The following is a 14757-nucleotide window of genomic DNA, read 5'->3' as shown; positions in this document are numbered from 1 at the left end:
CTCATATAGAAACCATCCCGTTCTCTGAGGATTTGACATGGGCGATGAATTAGACAAAAAGTCCGTGCTGCTTGTGGACTGCATGTTGCCAAAGGCCCATCAGTACTCGGACTTCCAGCTTCTGGAGTTGATTTACCAGGTACACGGCGATGATCTTGAGCAACGCTCCCCTTCCCCCCCCAAACCCGAAGACGCTTGCGACTCGAAGTTTCTCCGAAACTGTCACTCCCCATCGCCGATGTACTCAGTGCTGAGCGCACTGCTTCGATCTTCAGGACATGACGATCCGTGAGTCCGAGAAACGCGCCGTGCAGATACCACAGGCTCAGCGAAATGGCTTGAGTTCGCGCAACTGTACGCTCAACGACAACTTCCTGGTGGGCGGCAGCACCGTGTCACGCAACAGCAAGTTCACCATCGTGATCGCGGGGCTGGACCAACAGCAGTTTCGCGAGTTCGTGCCCAGCGGTGACAACTACCACAGACTGGCCCGACTGGTGGCGTTTCTGCTTCGCGATGTTGGGGCCTATGACCTGGAGTTGCGCATGCGCGCTCCAGCCCTGGCGCCTTGACCAAGACGAAGCAAAGCAGCTGTTTGAACCAAGTCCTGACCTTTTCGGCCACGGTGTAGGCTCGACGCCGCTCGATTCTGGCCAATACATCAAGCGAATCGTGCCGCTTGATGGAATAGATCGAAGACTTACCCAACGCCGGCAGCACGTCGTTGTCGAAAACACGCTCGATCTGCTCCAGCGTGCTCTGCCGGCCCTTCTTGAGCACACGACCGCGGAAGTGCCACGACTTGCTCCCCCCCCCGCTCACGCCAAGTGAGAGGCCATCGCTATCGCCGAGGGTGTAGTCCTTGCCAGTGGCCTTGGCCTGGCGGACGGTTGCATCTGAGAGTGCCGTGCAAAAGCTCCTGAACATGAAATTCAGGGCTAGATGCACGTGACGCTCGACGCTCCGCTCCAGCAACAAACCGCCACGGTGGGAGTCCGGAGTTCATGGACTAATTTCTGGACTAAAAAAGTCCGAATGCCCATGAATCGGAGTGGCTTTGGCTAGAACGAAAAAAGACGCCGAAGCGTCTGATTTCAACGACTTACAGACCTCCATGGAACTCTGTAAATCTATAATTGGAGCGGGAAACGAGACTCGAACTCGCGACCCCGACCTTGGCAAGGTCGTGCTCTACCAACTGAGCTATTCCCGCAATTTGAAGCTTTACCGCTAATCGGCGTGAAGCGCCTTTACAGCCTTCACCACCACTGCACCGTGCGAACGCCACAGTATTCAAACTGGAGCGGGAAACGAGACTCGAACTCGCGACCCCGACCTTGGCAAGGTCGTGCTCTACCAACTGAGCTATTCCCGCAATGGCGTCCCCTAGGGGACTCGAACCCCTGTTACCGCCGTGAAAGGGCGGTGTCCTAGGCCACTAGACGAAGGGGACACACAACACTTTTCAGTGCACCAGCACCTGAACCTCACGATTCAGACTGGATTTTTATTTCCCGCCCCGCCGTTGGGCGTTGCCGGAGAACTTGGAGCGGGAAACGAGACTCGAACTCGCGACCCCGACCTTGGCAAGGTCGTGCTCTACCAACTGAGCTATTCCCGCAATATGGCGTCCCCTAGGGGACTCGAACCCCTGTTACCGCCGTGAAAGGGCGGTGTCCTAGGCCACTAGACGAAGGGGACACGCTGCTGGCATTACTGCCTGCTTTCACTTCCTGCTGCGTTCTGCTGTGTGCTTTACGCTGCAAGTGGCGCGCATTCTATGGAGGGATGGATAAGCCGTCAACCCTTTTGTAGAAATTTATTTAAATCAATGACTTCCCGCCCTGCCGTCCCAACTCGCCCCTGCGTTATACGAAGCCCGAGCTGAATTTCTGACGTCAGCGCCGCATAAATGTGCCAGCATTCAGCCACTGGGCAAACGGCCGATAATGAACACAGGCTGTCAGGGATTATGCAACCTCGCCCTACACTCAATGATGCAAATTCATTTCATGAGGCATTCACGGTGACACCACTTCTGATCACCCTGCTCGTCGTGGCGGGTATCGCACTGCTGATTCTGATTGGCTACCTCAATAACGTGGTCGAGAACGGCAAGCTCGAGCGCGCTCGATTGAAGATCGAACTGGCCGATCGCCTGCGTCGCTGTGGCGAAATCAGTGAAACCTTCCCCGGCCAGTACATGACGCCTGGGCTTAAATTGCTGCTGACCCGGCTGGAACTCAACGTGAACCAGCGCCAGCTTGCCCTGGACAAGCACAATGCCGACATCAAGGCGCGCATCGCTGAAGTAGAAGCGCTGATCGCCAAGGGCGAGCAGATACCGGTCAACAACCCACCCAACCCGATTCTGACCGAAGCCAAGGCCAAGGACGTGCGGTTTCTGCTCGAAGCCTTGCACAACCAGATCACCCGCGCCGCGCAGGAAGGCTTTTTACCTGCTCTGGAAGCCAAGCACTGGCTCAAGGAAATTCGCCACATCCTGGTATTACTGCATATCGAGTTCTTCAACAACCTCGGCCAGCAGGCCTTGCAGAACGAACAGCCCGGCCAGGCCCGCCTGGCCTTCGAACGGGGCGTGCAATACCTGCGCAAGCAGCCCGAACCGAAGGTCTATGAAGAGCAGCTGACGTACCTTGAAAAATTGCTGGCGCGGGTGAACGCCCAAGTGCTGGATCAGCTGGCGCCGACCGAAGACGAAGAAAACGAGCTGACCGAAGGCTTGAAGACCGACGACGAGGAAACCTGGAAGAAGAAGGCGATGTACGACTGAACATCTTGCCTGTACCGGCGGCTCAGGCATGCCGCCGGTACAGGCTCAGCGGCGATCAGCAGTCAGTCAGTTGCAGGAAAATCGCCGCCAGCTGCTCAAGCCCCGCCTGATCGGCTTCACTGAAACGCCCAACCGTAGGGCTGTCCAGATCCAGCACGCCCACCAGCCTGCCCTCCTTGATCAGTGGAATCACCAGCTCGCTGTTGGACGCGCTGTCGCAGGCAATGTGCCCGGCAAAGGCATGCACGTCCTCTACGCGCTGGGTTTGCCGCGTGGCTGCCGCCGTGCCACACACGCCTTTGCCGAAAGGAATGCGCACGCAAGCCACCTGGCCCTGGAACGGGCCGAGCACCAGCTGTTCATCGCGATTGATGTAGAACCCCGCCCAGTTCAGGTCCTCGATCTGGTGATAGACGAAGGCCGAGAACTGCGCGGCGTTGGCGGTGAAGTCACGTTCGTCGGCGAACAGCGCTTGCACTTGCGCCGCCAGCAGGGCGTAGCCGTCCAGGCCAGCACCACTGGCATTAAGATCGATCATCGGGTTTGCTCCAGCAATTGCAGCCCGACCCAATAGCGGGCGAACTGATAGGCACATCGGCCATTACGATTACCGCGGCCAGTAGCCCAGCGCACGGCGAGTATGTCCAGGGCTTCGTCACGCTGCCAGCGCAGCCCGGCCGGGCGCGCGAGCTGGCCGATCCAGTGCTCGACCACATCGAGGAAGTGCTCCTGGCTGAAGGGATAGAAAGACAGCCACAACCCGAAGCGGTCGGACAAGGCGATCTTGTCTTCCACGGCTTCGTTGGGATGCAACTCGCCATCGACCATCTGCCAGTTTTCGTTGTCGCTCTGTTTCTCCGGCACCAGGTGGCGGCGGTTGGACGTGGCGTACAACAGGACGTTGTCCGGGGCCTGCTCCAGCGAGCCATCGAGTACGCTCTTGAGCACTCGGTAGTCGCCCTCGCCTGCCTCGAACGACAGGTCGTCGCAGAACAGGATGAACCGCTGCGGCAATTTCTGCAGTTGCTCGACCACCCGCGGCAGGTCGGCCAAATGGTCGCGCTCGATTTCGATCAAGCGCAGCCCCGCCTTGGCGTGCTCGGCCAGCAGCGCGCGCACCAGCGAAGACTTGCCCGTGCCGCGCGAGCCCCACAGCAACGCGTGATTGGCCGGCAGGCCATTGATGAACTGATGGGTATTGCGGCCAAGCTGGTCACGCTGCTGGTCGACCCCGATCAGGTCGCTCAGGCGGATATCCAGGCTGACCTCCAGCGGCATCAGGTAGCCATTGCGGCCGTCGCGCTGCCAACGGGCAGCCAGGGTCGCGGACCAGTCGATCTCTGGACGCGGTGCCGGCAGCAGCGGTTCGAGACGGGCCAGCACCGTTTCGGCGCGGTCCAGAAAAGCAATCAAGCGGGCGTCCATCAAGACTCCTACACATTCGAATTCGGGTTGGCGGGTGGCCCGTTATCCTTGCACCGTCACATCCAGTCGCAACGGCACGTAGCACCGTGCCATGACGTACAAGGCTATTGAACAATGAAACGGCCAGCCCAGGCTGGTCAGCCTGATCAGGGCTGAATATGTGACAGACCCGCCAGCAGCCGCGATCGATCGGCTATGCTTGCGCAGCGCAAGGAATGTGGAACCGGCTCGGGACTCATGGATATCAAGTTCACCAATCGCCTGTCATACAAGCAAGCCCGGTTGACAGTCCTGGTTGGCTTCATCCTGGGAACATTGCTCAGTCTTGTCCAGATCGGCATCGATTATGCCAGCGAAGACGCCTCGATCAACCGTGAAGTGCGTGCGCTGCTGCAAATCAGCCATAACCCGGCCTCGCGCATTGCCTACAACATCGACTCGGAACTGGCACTGGAGTTGACCCGGGGGCTTCTGGAGTCGCCTGCCATCGTGCGTGCACGGTTGATCGACAACAACGAGACGGTGCTGGCCGACGTGGAGCGACCGCGACTCGAGGACCGCTACAGGCCGATCAGCGACTTTCTCTTCGGCGATCATCGCCAACTGCGCGACCCCCTGTTTCTCACCCACATGCCCGACGAGTACCTGGGCACGCTGTACCTGGACGTGGACACCTACCCCTTCGGCCGGCGTTTTCTCGACCGCGCCGGCCTCACCCTGCTCAACGGCTTTGCCCGCAGCCTGGTGCTGACAGGTCTGTTGCTGGCACTGTTCTACATGATGCTGACCAAGCCGTTGGTCACGGTGATCGGTGCGCTGAGCGGCGGCGATGCGCGCAAGCCCATGCAGGGACGACTGCAATGCCCGCCCGGTCATGAGCACGATGAAATCGGTGTGCTGGTGAAGGTGGCCAACCAACAGTTCGTCAGCATGTCCACCGAGATCGAGCAACGCCGTACGGCCGAGAATCGGCTCACCCAGTACCTCAACGAGCTGGAGAATATCGTTGCGGCCCGCACCGACGAACTCAAAGCGAGTAACGACAACCTCAGCCTGACCAACCAGGAGCTTGAACAGGCTCGGCGGCGGGCGCTGGACATGGCCCATGCACGGGCGGCGTTCCTGGCCAACATGAGCCACGAAATTCGCACGCCTCTGAACGGGATGCTCGGCATGATCGCCCTGGCGCTGGACAACCCACTGCCGGGCGAGCAGCGCCAGCAGCTGGCCATTGCCCATGATTCCGGCAAAGTCCTGGTCGAATTGCTCAACGATATCCTCGATCTGTCGAAATTCGATGCAGGCCAGCTTGAGCTCGAACACATCCCCTTCGACATGGCGACCTTGGTCGAGGACACCGCCAGCCTGCTGTCGCAGAACGTGGCCCAAGGGGTCGAACTGACCTGCCTGATTGCCCATGACTTCCCGGCAAGCGTGTTGGGCGACCCCACGCGGGTGCGCCAGATCGTCGGCAACCTGTTGTCCAATGCCTTGAAATTCACGCGCTTCGGGCGGGTGGACGTAAGGCTTGAGCCAATGATCGGCGGCGTGCGCCTGGAAGTCCGGGATACCGGCATCGGCATCCCTGAAGATGCGCAAGCGCGTATCTTCCAGCCCTTCACCCAGGCCGGCGCAGGCATCACGCGCCAGTACGGCGGTACCGGCCTGGGCCTGGCCCTGACCCGTAACCTGTGCAAGGCCATGCACGGTCATCTGCATATCCGGTCCCAGCCCGGTTTTGGCAGCCGCTTCACCGCAGAGCTGCCCCTCAACGCCTACGCCAAGGCTGATGCGCCCGAGCCTTTGCACGCCAGCGTGGCTGCACTGACCGCAGCGGGCAGTGGCCTGCATGAGCTGATGCTTGGCCTGCTACCGGCCTTGGGCCTGGCGTATGCACGTCACGACGGCATTGAGACCGTGGCTGGCACAACCGACCTGCTGATCCTTGACGATGTGCAAGCGCTGGCCGAAGTGCGCAGGGTTTCGCAGATACCCATTCTGCTGGTCACTGCCTACGGCAATTTCCTGCCCAGCGAACAGGCGTTGGCCATGGCTCCTCTGCATCAGCTCGCACGCCCGCTGACCCGGGGGGCGCTGTACCAAACGCTGCATCGGGTATTGCAAGGGCACGATGCCGAGCATCCATTGGCAACCCCGCCCACCGCTACAGCCAAAGGCCGGGCACGCATCCTTCTGGTGGAGGACAACCCCGTCAATCAACTGGTGGCCAAGGGCATGCTGGCAAAGCTGGGGTGTCAGGTCGAATTGGCCACGCAAGGTGTCGAAGCCCTGGCGCGGCTCGAGGAGCAGGCCTTCGACCTGGTGCTGATGGACTGCAACATGCCGGTGATGGATGGCTACGAGGCCACCCGTCGAATCCGTGAGCGCGGCCGTTGGCCAGGGCTGCCGGTTGTCGCACTCACCGCCAATGCAATGCCCGAGGAGCGCGAGCGATGCCGGACGGCCGGCATGGACGATTACCTGGCCAAGCCGTTCCGGCGCGAGGATCTGCTGGCCGTGGTCGATCGCTGGGTGCCGGTCAGCGGCTGAGCAGGCGCTCGATGTCCGCCTCCAATGCCTGCGGCTTGGTGGTCGGCGCATAACGCACCACCTGGCCGCTGACTGGGTCGAGCAGGAACTTGGTGAAATTCCACTTGATCTTCTGGCTACCCAGAATGCCGGGCGCCCGCTGTTTGAGCTCGGCGAACAAGGGATGGGTACCTGGGCCGTTGACCTCCACCTTGCGAAACAGCGCAAAGCTCACGCCGAAATTGCGCTGGCAGAACTGCGCGATATCACGCGCCTCACCCGGCTCCTGCTTGCCGAACTGGTTGCAGGGAAAGCCCAGCACCATCAGCCCCCGATCACGGTACCTCTGCCACAGCTGTTCCAACCCGGCGTATTGCGGCGTGAAACCGCACTGGCTGGCGGTGTTGACCACCAGCACGGCCTTGCCTGGGAAGTCGCCCAGCTTCTTGTGCTCGCCTGTAATGGTGACACAGGGAATATCCAGCAGCGATGCGGCCATGTTCGAGCTCCGGTCAGTCACGGGGGCGCAAGTCGATGCACACCGAGTTGATGCAGTAGCGCAGCCCGGTCGGTGGCGGCCCGTCGGGAAACACGTGGCCCAGGTGAGCATCGCAGCAGGCACAGATCACCTCCGTACGGATCATGCCGTGGGACGTGTCGCGGATCTCGATCATCGCGCTGTCCTCGATGGGGGCGTAGAAGCTTGGCCAACCACAGCCCGAATCGAACTTGGTCTGGGCATCGAACAGCGCCAGCCCGCAGCAGATGCAGTGATAGATACCGTCGCGGCGCTCGCTGTTGTACTTGCCGCTGAACGGGCGTTCAGTGCCTTTGAGACGGCACACCTGGTACTGCTCGGGGTCGAGCATCGACCGCCACTGTTCCAGGGTTTTCTCGATCTTTTGCATGGGGCTACCTCGGCAGGCTCAATTTCACCCTGCGCCGTCTTTTCCGGGGCGCGGGTGGCACGTATATTAGTTGGCTTCGTGTGCAAGGCGTTCAGTCTCGCACCCGCTTTGTGCCCTTACAAACCTTTCGGCCGGGCATAGCGCGTTTTCTCAATCGGGATTCCATCATGCAGTTCAGCAAATCGAACAAGCTCGCCAATGTGTGCTACGACATTCGCGGCCCTGTGCTCAAGCACGCCAAGCGCCTGGAAGAGGAAGGCCACCGCATCCTCAAGCTGAACATCGGCAACCCGGCGCCGTTCGGTTTCGAGGCGCCCGATGAAATTCTGCAGGACGTGATCCGCAACCTGCCTACCGCGCAGGGCTACAGCGATTCCAAAGGCCTGTTCAGCGCACGCAAGGCGGTGATGCAGTACTGCCAGCAAAAGGGCATCGAAGGCGTCGGCATCGAAGACATCTACCTGGGCAACGGCGTGTCCGAGTTGATCGTCATGTCGATGCAGGCCCTGCTGAACAACGGTGACGAGGTGCTCATCCCCGCCCCCGACTACCCCCTGTGGACGGCAGCCGTAAGCCTGGCCGGTGGTAAACCGGTGCACTACCTGTGCGACGAGCAAGCCGACTGGTTCCCGGACCTGGAGGACATCAAGGCCAAGATCACCCCCAACACCAAGGCACTGGTCATCATCAACCCCAACAACCCAACGGGCGCGGTCTACTCCAAGGAGCTGTTGCGGGGCATGCTGGAACTGGCTCGCCAGCACAACCTGGTGGTGTTCTCAGACGAAATCTACGACAAGATTCTTTATGACGAGGCGGTGCATATCAGCACGGCCTCCCTGGCACCGGACCTGCTGTGCCTGACCTTCAACGGCCTGTCCAAGTCCTACCGCGTGGCAGGCTTTCGCTCCGGCTGGCTGATCATTTCCGGGCCCAAGCACCATGCCCTGAGCTACATCGAAGGCATCGACATGCTGGCCAACATGCGCTTGTGCGCCAACGTACCGGCCCAGCACGCCATTCAGACAGCACTGGGTGGCTACCAGAGCATCAACGACCTGGTGCTGCCGCCAGGGCGCTTGCTGGAGCAGCGCAACCGCACCTATGAACTGCTTAACGACATCCCTGGCGTGAGCTGCGTCAAGCCCATGGGCGCGCTGTATGCGTTCCCGAGGATCGACCCGAAGGTCTGCCCGATCCTCAACGACGAGAAATTTGCCTTGGACCTGCTGCTGTCCGAGAAGCTGCTCATCGTCCAGGGCACTGCGTTCAATTGGCCTTGGCCGGACCATTTCCGTGTGGTGACACTGCCCCGCGTAGATGACCTGGAAGCAGCCATCGGACGAATCGGCAATTTCCTCAGGACCTATTCGCAGTAAGCACACGCGTCGCGGGCGCTCACAGTTGGCTGAAATCGTGGTTGAAGCTGTGAGCGCTGGCGAGCCCGCCATAGGAAAAAGAGCAGCCTTGCGCGCGCCGTAGCATGTTTCTTACATCCTGCAATGCTCTATCCCACAGCCGGCTTCCCCTCCTCTGCCATACTGCGGCTTACACAGTTTGAAATAGTCCGTCGATTGAATCCCGGCGGCAGGCCCCTTATATACCCCGCAGTAAGCGACAATTCATCCGTCAGGAGAACGTAACAACCATGATGCGCATTCTGTTGTTTGTGGCCACCAACCTTGCGGTGGTGCTGGTTGCAAGCATTACCCTGAGCCTGTTCGGTTTCAACGGGTTCATGGCGGCCAACGGGGTCGACCTCGACCTTGGCAGCCTGCTCGTGTTCTGTGCGGTGTTCGGTTTCGCCGGCTCGCTGGTTTCGCTGTTCATCTCCAAGTGGATGGCGAAGATGAGCACCGGCACCCAGATCATCAGCCAGCCGCGTACCCGTCATGAGCAGTGGCTGCTGCAAACGGTCGAGGAGTTGTCCCGCGAGGCTGGCATCAAGATGCCGGAAGTGGGTATTTTCCCGGCCTATGAAGCCAACGCCTTCGCCACCGGCTGGAACCGTAACGATGCGCTGGTAGCGGTCTCTCAGGGCCTGCTGGAGCGTTTCTCGCCCGATGAAGTGCGCGCGGTGCTGGCGCACGAGATCGGCCACGTTGCCAACGGCGACATGGTCACCCTGGCGCTGGTCCAGGGCGTGGTGAACACCTTCGTGATGTTCTTCGCCCGGATCATCGGCAACTTTGTCGACAAGGTCATCTTCAAGAACGAGGAAGGCCAGGGTATCGCCTACTACGTCGCGACCATCGTGGCCGAACTGATTCTGGGCATTCTGGCCAGCATCATCGTCATGTGGTTCTCGCGCCGCCGCGAGTATCGCGCAGACGAAGCCGGCGCTCGCCTGGCTGGCACATCGGCCATGATCGGCGCCCTGCAGCGCCTGCGTGTGGAGCAGGGCCTGCCGGTCCACATGCCCGATACGCTCAAGGCCTTTGGCATCAATGGCGGCCTCAAGCAGGGCCTGGCCGGCCTGCTGATGAGCCACCCGCCGCTGGAAGACCGCATCGACGCCCTGCGCCGCCGCGGTTGATCCGCCCCACCCTGCAAAAGGCGACCTCGGTCGCCTTTTTTGTGAGTGCTCGATAACGCGGCAAGGCTGGGTGACGGTTTCAACGGCTGACCCGATAGACCCTCTCCCACAAGCTCGAGGCTCCCGCCTGCACGAACTTCGGGCTCTGCTCGATCACCTGCACCGCCTCGAGCTCATCCACTTGCCAGCCGGCGAACCCTTGCCGCAACGCGTCGTCGCTCACCGAAAACGGCGGCCCGGCCACCAGCGCCTGGTCATAGTCCAAGGTCACCACCAACCCCTGGCTGCCGGCAGGCAACAGAACCGCTAGCGCTCGGACATACTGCTCCCGCATTGCCGAGGGCAAGGCGATCAAGGCCGCTCGGTCGTAGAGCGCAGTACAGTCACCCACGTCGCTGCGCGACAACGCAAAAAAGTCGCCGCACCACAGCTCTATCGGCCCATGGCGCCAGACTTCGAATGCACCTGTGTGTGAAACCTGTGCCTCAAGCCCCTGTTCACGGAAGAAATCTTCCACTGCCCGACGAGACAACTCGACCCCCATCACGCGGTGCCCCTGCCCGGCCAGCCACCGTACGTCCAAACTCTTGCCACACAAGGGCACTAGGACCTTGCTGTTGGCTGCCAGATGCAAGCCAGGCCAATAGGCCTGCAGGTAGGGGTTAACCTGGGCTTGATGAAAGCCAATCTGATTGTCGGCCCACCGCTGCTGCCAGAATGCAGGTTCCATGTTTGCTCCCGATTATTCGATGGTTCATAGCCATAACTTGATTTGGATTCGATCAAGGCTTGGCCGAAGATGCGTGCATCTTAACCCTCAGGACCCTGCCATGCTGCCCAGCTTGTTCATCTCCCACGGCTCACCCATGTTGGCATTGCAACCCGGCGCTAGCGGGCCTGCACTGGCGCGCTTGGCCCAACAGCTGCCTACGCCACGTGCGATTGTCGTGGTATCGGCCCACTGGGAAAGCCGCGATCTGGCGGTAACGAGCGGCGCAAGGCCGGACACCTGGCATGACTTTGCTGGCTTTCCTGCAGCGCTGTACGCCGTGCAGTACCCAGCACCGGGCGATCCGGACCTGGCGCGACGTATCTGTGAGCGTTTGCAGGCGGCCGGGCTACCCGCTCACCCAGACGCCGAGCGGCCATTCGATCATGGCGCCTGGGTACCGTTATCGCTGATGTATCCGCAGGCACAGATCCCGCTGGTGCAGGTGTCCTTGCCCAGCCATTTGGGCCCCACGGTGCAGGTACGCATTGGCCAGGCCCTGGCCGGGCTGCGCGAAGAGGGTGTCCTGCTGATTGGCTCTGGCAGCATCACGCATAATCTTGGAGAACTGGACTGGCAGGCTGGGCCAGACAAGATGGCACCGTGGGCGCTGGCCTTCAGGAACTGGGTGGTTGAGAAATTGCAGATCGACGACTCCCAGGCCCTGCTCGACTACAGGGCGCAGGCGCCGTTTGCAGTGCGCAACCATCCAAGCGATGAGCATCTGCTGCCGCTGTTCTTCGCCCTAGGCGCGGGCGGGGCTTTTGGTGTGGTGCACCAAGGCTTTGCCTTGGGTGCGCTGGGGATGGATATCTACCGATTCGATTAGGCAGCGCCTGATTGCTTGCAAAAAAAATCCCCGACCTAGGCCGGGGATTTTTCACTGCTTGGGAATTAATCTTCGCGGTAGCGACGCAGCTTGAGCTGCTTGCCAGCGACGCGAGTGTCCTTGAGCTTGGTCAGCAGCTTCTCGAGGCCATCCTCCGGCAGCTCGACCAGGCTGAAGCTATCACGCACCTGGATGCGACCAATGGCATCACGCGCCAGGCCACCTTCGTTGAGGATGGCGCCCAGCAGGTTCTTGGCGGCGATACCGTCACGTGCGCCCAGGGCGGTACGGCAGCGTACGCGGCCTTCTGCCAGCGGCAGTGGCGCACGACGCTCGCGCTCGCCACGGTCCGGGCGCTCGCCACGCTCGGTGCGCTCGCCACGCGGTGCGAAGCTTGGCACCAGCGGCTGTTCGCGTTCTACCGCTGCCAGGTCCAGGGCTTGGCCATTGGTGGCCTTGCGCAGCAGGGCAGAAGCCAGCGCGCGAGCGCTGCAGCCCAGGTCGGCGGTCAGGCGGTCGAACAGCTCACCGTGGGTGGCTTCGGCTTCGGCAACCAGCGGCGCCAGGCTGTTGGTCAGCTTCTTGATACGGGCATCGAGCACCGCCTGGCCGTTGGGCAGGCGCGCTTCGGCAACTTTCTGACCAGTCACGCGCTCGATCACCTGCAGCATGCGGCGCTCACGGGGCGTCACCAGCAGCAGTGCGCGACCTTCGCGACCCGCACGGCCGGTACGGCCAATACGGTGAACGTAGGACTCTGGGTCGTACGGCATGTCGACGTTGAACACGTGGGTGATGCGCGGCACGTCCAGGCCACGGGCAGCGACGTCGGTAGCGACGACGATGTCCAGGCGGCCATCCTTGAGCGAGTCGATCACACGCTCACGCTGGTTCTGGGCGATGTCGCCGTTCAGCGCAGCAGCCTTGTAACCCTTGGCTTCCAATGCGGCAGCCAGGTCCAGGGTAGCCTGCTTGGTGCGCACGAAGGCGATCAGCGCGTCGAACTCTTCGACTTCCAGCAGACGCAGCACGGCCGGGATCTTCTGGTCGGCATGTACCATCAGGTGAGCCTGATCGATCGCGGTGACGGTCTGGGTCTTGCTCTGGATCTTGACGTGCTTGGGCTCACGCAGGTGACGTTCGGCGATCGAGCGGATCGACGACGGCAGGGTCGCGGAGAACAGTACGGTCTGACGCGTAGCCTGGATGGCATCGAAGATCACTTCGAGGTCGTCCATGAAGCCCAGCTTGAGCATCTCGTCGGCTTCGTCCAGTACCAGGTACTGCACGGTCGACAGGACCTTCTCGTCACGACGCAAGTGGTCGCACAGACGGCCTGGGGTGGCGACGACGATTTGCGCGCCGTTGCGGATGGCGCGCAACTGCGGGCCCATCGGGGCACCACCGTAGACGGCCACGACGTTCACGCCCGGCATCTGCTTGGCGTAGGTTTCGAAAGCGGTTGCAACTTGCAGCGCCAACTCACGGGTTGGTGCCAGGATCAGGGCTTGCGGCTCGCGCTTGCTCACATCGATCTTGTTGAGGATCGGCAGAGCGAAGGCAGCGGTCTTGCCGGTGCCTGTCTGCGCCTGGCCGATCATGTCGTGACCGGCGAGGATGATCGGGATCGATTGCTGCTGAATGGCCGACGGCTCTTCATAGCCGGTGGCCACGACAGCGGCAACAATGTTCGGATTGAGATCGAGAGCGGCGAAGCCGGCGATTTCCTGGGTCATGGGTCTGCCTCTAGAGTGCATCCGCAAAGACCCATGCTCCAAAGCTGCACAAGCCATGAAAGACCGACAGGTCACCCAGGCAGCTTTGGCGGCGGGGATTTGCGAAAACGATTGAAAAAGATACTTGGGAAGGTCCGCCTAGCGGACGTGCAGCCGAAGCTGGACTCGGAGGATTTGCACCGCCTGATTTTTGAGGCCCGCTAAAAGACCGGCGCGTACTATACCTGAAATCGAACGGGACGGGAGGAATTTTTTCAGACCGCGGGGTGTGGGAGGGATGTCGGCTAGGGGTGGCTGAAACGATACATCTTTTGCACCTCAATGGGCGTTGTTTGGATTGTCGCCAAGCTACTGAAATGCTACGGGTTTGCTTCTCGGAGCCTCTGCATGACTGCGCAGCGGCCCCTGCAAGCTCATCCCACACGCCCGGCTCAACTGGCCGGGCGAATTTCCTTGATCAACCCTTCAAGGCTATACCCCAGGCGTGGTGCCAGCGCCTCGGCCCGTGCCCGCAGCCCCGCCATGTCCAGGGTCTGCTCCAGATCGGCTGGCACCAGCACGATCACGTTGCCCTCCTTGACCGGCAACTCCCAGTAATGGCGGTGGTACAACCCGCGCAGCAATGCCGCCCCAAGGGGCTTGCCCTCGTCGGTCGCCCACTGATTGATCACCAGCCAGCCGCCGGGGTTGAGGCGTTGCTGGCAGCCCTCAAGAAAATTCCAAGCCAGATGCCCGACGCCCGGCCCATGGTCGGTATAAAGGTCGACGAACAACAAGTCGGTCGTTTCCGCAGTCGGCAGCAATTGGACAGCATCACCAATGCGCACATATAGCCGTGGGTCATCATCCAGGCCAAGGTACTCCATGGCCAGACGTGGCACATCCGGGCGCAGCTCGATGGCCTCGATGTCTTCGAGGGGCAGAAACTTCATGCACGCCTGGGTCAGGGTTCCGGCGCCCAGCCCCAGGAACAGCGCACTTTCCGGCTGCTCATGGCAGAGCGCCCCTACCAGCATGGCGCGGGTGTAGTCGTACTCCAGCCAGCTGGGGTCCGCCGTGAACACGCAGCTCTGCTCGATGGCGTCGCCGAATTCGAGGAAACGGTAATCATCCACCTCGTACACGCTGATGACGCCAAAGGCGTCCTCCACGCGTGCCAGCAACCGTTCCTGCCGTTGCGCCACCATGTGCAAATCACCCCGCAAAAGCTGCATTGTCCGTCAACGCCCGT

12 protein-coding genes, 5 tRNA genes and 2 pseudogenes are annotated in these 14757 nt (G+C 61.1%); 6 read left to right on the top strand and 13 right to left on the bottom strand.

Going from position 1 to position 14757, the window contains the following annotated elements; all coding sequences use genetic code 11:
* Positions 1-278: 278 nt before the first annotated feature.
* On the top strand, positions 279-572 hold the full coding sequence (locus B2J77_RS21595; protein WP_058637725.1) for a type VI secretion system baseplate subunit TssG: 294 nt from the start codon (positions 279-281) through the stop codon (positions 570-572).
* Here the strand turns inward: B2J77_RS21595 and B2J77_RS21590 are convergent.
* The 6 genes and pseudogenes from B2J77_RS21590 to B2J77_RS06235 form a co-directional block, all read right to left on the bottom strand.
* Positions 499-927, bottom strand: a pseudogene (locus B2J77_RS21590) (phage integrase central domain-containing protein); the annotation flags it as partial. The gene B2J77_RS21595 and the pseudogene B2J77_RS21590 sit on opposite strands and share 74 nt — an antisense overlap.
* A 210-nt stretch (positions 928-1137) precedes the next feature.
* Positions 1138-1213: transfer RNA gene (locus tag B2J77_RS06255), tRNA-Gly, on the bottom strand.
* 86 nt (positions 1214-1299) lie between these two features.
* Positions 1300-1375 (bottom strand) — tRNA-Gly (locus B2J77_RS06250).
* A 2-nt stretch (positions 1376-1377) separates the two neighbouring features.
* Positions 1378-1453 (bottom strand) — tRNA-Glu (locus tag B2J77_RS06245).
* Positions 1454-1545: 92 nt separating this feature from the next.
* A tRNA-Gly gene (locus tag B2J77_RS06240) sits at positions 1546-1621 on the bottom strand.
* A gap of 4 nt (positions 1622-1625) precedes the next feature.
* Positions 1626-1701: transfer RNA gene (locus B2J77_RS06235), tRNA-Glu, on the bottom strand.
* Positions 1702-2026: 325 nt separating this feature from the next.
* On the opposite strand from B2J77_RS06235, the gene B2J77_RS06230 reads away from it, so the two are divergent.
* Positions 2027-2794, top strand: coding sequence for a hypothetical protein (locus B2J77_RS06230; protein WP_023535381.1), 768 nt, complete (start codon positions 2027-2029; stop codon positions 2792-2794).
* Positions 2795-2849: 55 nt separating this feature from the next.
* On the opposite strand, the gene B2J77_RS06225 is transcribed toward B2J77_RS06230, so the two are convergent.
* Complete coding sequence (locus tag B2J77_RS06225) at positions 2850-3332, bottom strand: GAF domain-containing protein (protein ID WP_058605774.1); 483 nt, start codon at positions 3330-3332, stop codon at positions 2850-2852.
* On the bottom strand, positions 3329-4219 hold the full coding sequence (locus tag B2J77_RS06220) for an ATP-binding protein (RefSeq protein WP_078478198.1): 891 nt from the start codon (positions 4217-4219) through the stop codon (positions 3329-3331). The genes B2J77_RS06225 and B2J77_RS06220 overlap by 4 nt, the downstream gene beginning before the upstream one ends.
* Before the next feature lie 195 nt (positions 4220-4414).
* Between B2J77_RS06220 and B2J77_RS06215 the strand changes: the two genes are divergently transcribed.
* The gene (locus B2J77_RS06215) at positions 4415-6769 is read left to right on the top strand and encodes a response regulator (protein WP_078478197.1); all 2355 of its coding nucleotides are present in this window, start codon (positions 4415-4417) and stop codon (positions 6767-6769) included.
* Here B2J77_RS06215 and B2J77_RS06210 read toward each other — a convergent pair.
* Both B2J77_RS06210 and msrB read right to left on the bottom strand, forming a co-directional pair.
* Positions 6759-7247 (bottom strand): glutathione peroxidase, encoded by a 489-nt coding sequence (locus B2J77_RS06210; RefSeq protein WP_058605777.1) that lies wholly within the window; start codon positions 7245-7247, stop codon positions 6759-6761. The genes B2J77_RS06215 and B2J77_RS06210 overlap by 11 nt on opposite strands.
* 13 nt (positions 7248-7260) lie before the next feature.
* Positions 7261-7656: a peptide-methionine (R)-S-oxide reductase MsrB gene (gene msrB, locus B2J77_RS06205; protein ID WP_078478196.1), complete on the bottom strand. Its 396-nt coding sequence runs from the start codon at positions 7654-7656 to the stop codon at positions 7261-7263.
* Between the two features lie 167 nt (positions 7657-7823).
* Here msrB and B2J77_RS06200 point away from each other — a divergent pair, with 167 nt between their 5' ends.
* The gene (locus B2J77_RS06200; RefSeq protein ID WP_078478195.1) at positions 7824-9035 is read left to right on the top strand and encodes a pyridoxal phosphate-dependent aminotransferase; all 1212 of its coding nucleotides are present in this window, start codon (positions 7824-7826) and stop codon (positions 9033-9035) included.
* A gap of 269 nt (positions 9036-9304) precedes the next feature.
* Entirely contained in the window at positions 9305-10192 is an 888-nt protein-coding gene (gene htpX / locus B2J77_RS06195; RefSeq protein WP_023535364.1) for a protease HtpX, read from the top strand.
* Positions 10193-10271: 79 nt separating this feature from the next.
* Here htpX and B2J77_RS06190 read toward each other — a convergent pair whose 3' ends face one another.
* Entirely contained in the window at positions 10272-10922 is a 651-nt protein-coding gene (locus tag B2J77_RS06190; protein ID WP_078478194.1) for a thiopurine S-methyltransferase, read from the bottom strand.
* A gap of 100 nt (positions 10923-11022) precedes the next feature.
* On the opposite strand from B2J77_RS06190, the gene B2J77_RS06185 reads away from it, so the two are divergent.
* On the top strand, positions 11023-11790 hold the full coding sequence (locus tag B2J77_RS06185; protein WP_078478193.1) for a DODA-type extradiol aromatic ring-opening family dioxygenase: 768 nt from the start codon (positions 11023-11025) through the stop codon (positions 11788-11790).
* Positions 11791-11855: 65 nt separating this feature from the next.
* Here the strand turns inward: B2J77_RS06185 and B2J77_RS06180 are convergent.
* A pseudogene (locus tag B2J77_RS06180) lies at positions 11856-13561 on the bottom strand (DEAD/DEAH box helicase).
* Between the two features lie 396 nt (positions 13562-13957).
* A complete protein-coding gene (locus tag B2J77_RS06175) occupies positions 13958-14713 on the bottom strand; it encodes a spermidine synthase (protein WP_078479397.1) in 756 nt (251 codons plus the stop codon).
* Positions 14714-14757: the final 44 nt, after the last annotated feature.

Origin of the sequence: Pseudomonas parafulva (assembly GCF_002021815.1) — a bacterium.
GTDB classification, from domain to species: domain Bacteria; phylum Pseudomonadota; class Gammaproteobacteria; order Pseudomonadales; family Pseudomonadaceae; genus Aquipseudomonas; species Aquipseudomonas parafulva_B.
This window is presented reverse-complemented; position numbering and strand designations above follow the sequence as displayed.

What these genes read in the sequence shown, in the direction of transcription:
- B2J77_RS21595 (WP_058637725.1), top strand. Translation starts at nt 279, where the DNA reads ATGACGATCCGTGAGTCCGAGAAACGCGCCGTGCAGATACCACAGGCT.
- B2J77_RS06215 (WP_078478197.1), top strand. Translation starts at nt 4,415, where the DNA reads ATGCTTGCGCAGCGCAAGGAATGTGGAACCGGCTCGGGACTCATGGAT.
- B2J77_RS06200 (WP_078478195.1), top strand. Translation starts at nt 7,824, where the DNA reads ATGCAGTTCAGCAAATCGAACAAGCTCGCCAATGTGTGCTACGACATT.
- B2J77_RS06225 (WP_058605774.1), bottom strand. Translation starts at nt 3,332, where the DNA reads ATGATCGATCTTAATGCCAGTGGTGCTGGCCTGGACGGCTACGCCCTG.
- msrB (WP_078478196.1), bottom strand. Translation starts at nt 7,656, where the DNA reads ATGCAAAAGATCGAGAAAACCCTGGAACAGTGGCGGTCGATGCTCGAC.
- B2J77_RS06220 (WP_078478198.1), bottom strand. Translation starts at nt 4,219, where the DNA reads ATGGACGCCCGCTTGATTGCTTTTCTGGACCGCGCCGAAACGGTGCTG.
- B2J77_RS06190 (WP_078478194.1), bottom strand. Translation starts at nt 10,922, where the DNA reads ATGGAACCTGCATTCTGGCAGCAGCGGTGGGCCGACAATCAGATTGGC.
- B2J77_RS06210 (WP_058605777.1), bottom strand. Translation starts at nt 7,247, where the DNA reads ATGGCCGCATCGCTGCTGGATATTCCCTGTGTCACCATTACAGGCGAG.
- B2J77_RS06185 (WP_078478193.1), top strand. Translation starts at nt 11,023, where the DNA reads ATGCTGCCCAGCTTGTTCATCTCCCACGGCTCACCCATGTTGGCATTG.
- htpX (WP_023535364.1), top strand. Translation starts at nt 9,305, where the DNA reads ATGATGCGCATTCTGTTGTTTGTGGCCACCAACCTTGCGGTGGTGCTG.
- B2J77_RS06175 (WP_078479397.1), bottom strand. Translation starts at nt 14,713, where the DNA reads ATGGTGGCGCAACGGCAGGAACGGTTGCTGGCACGCGTGGAGGACGCC.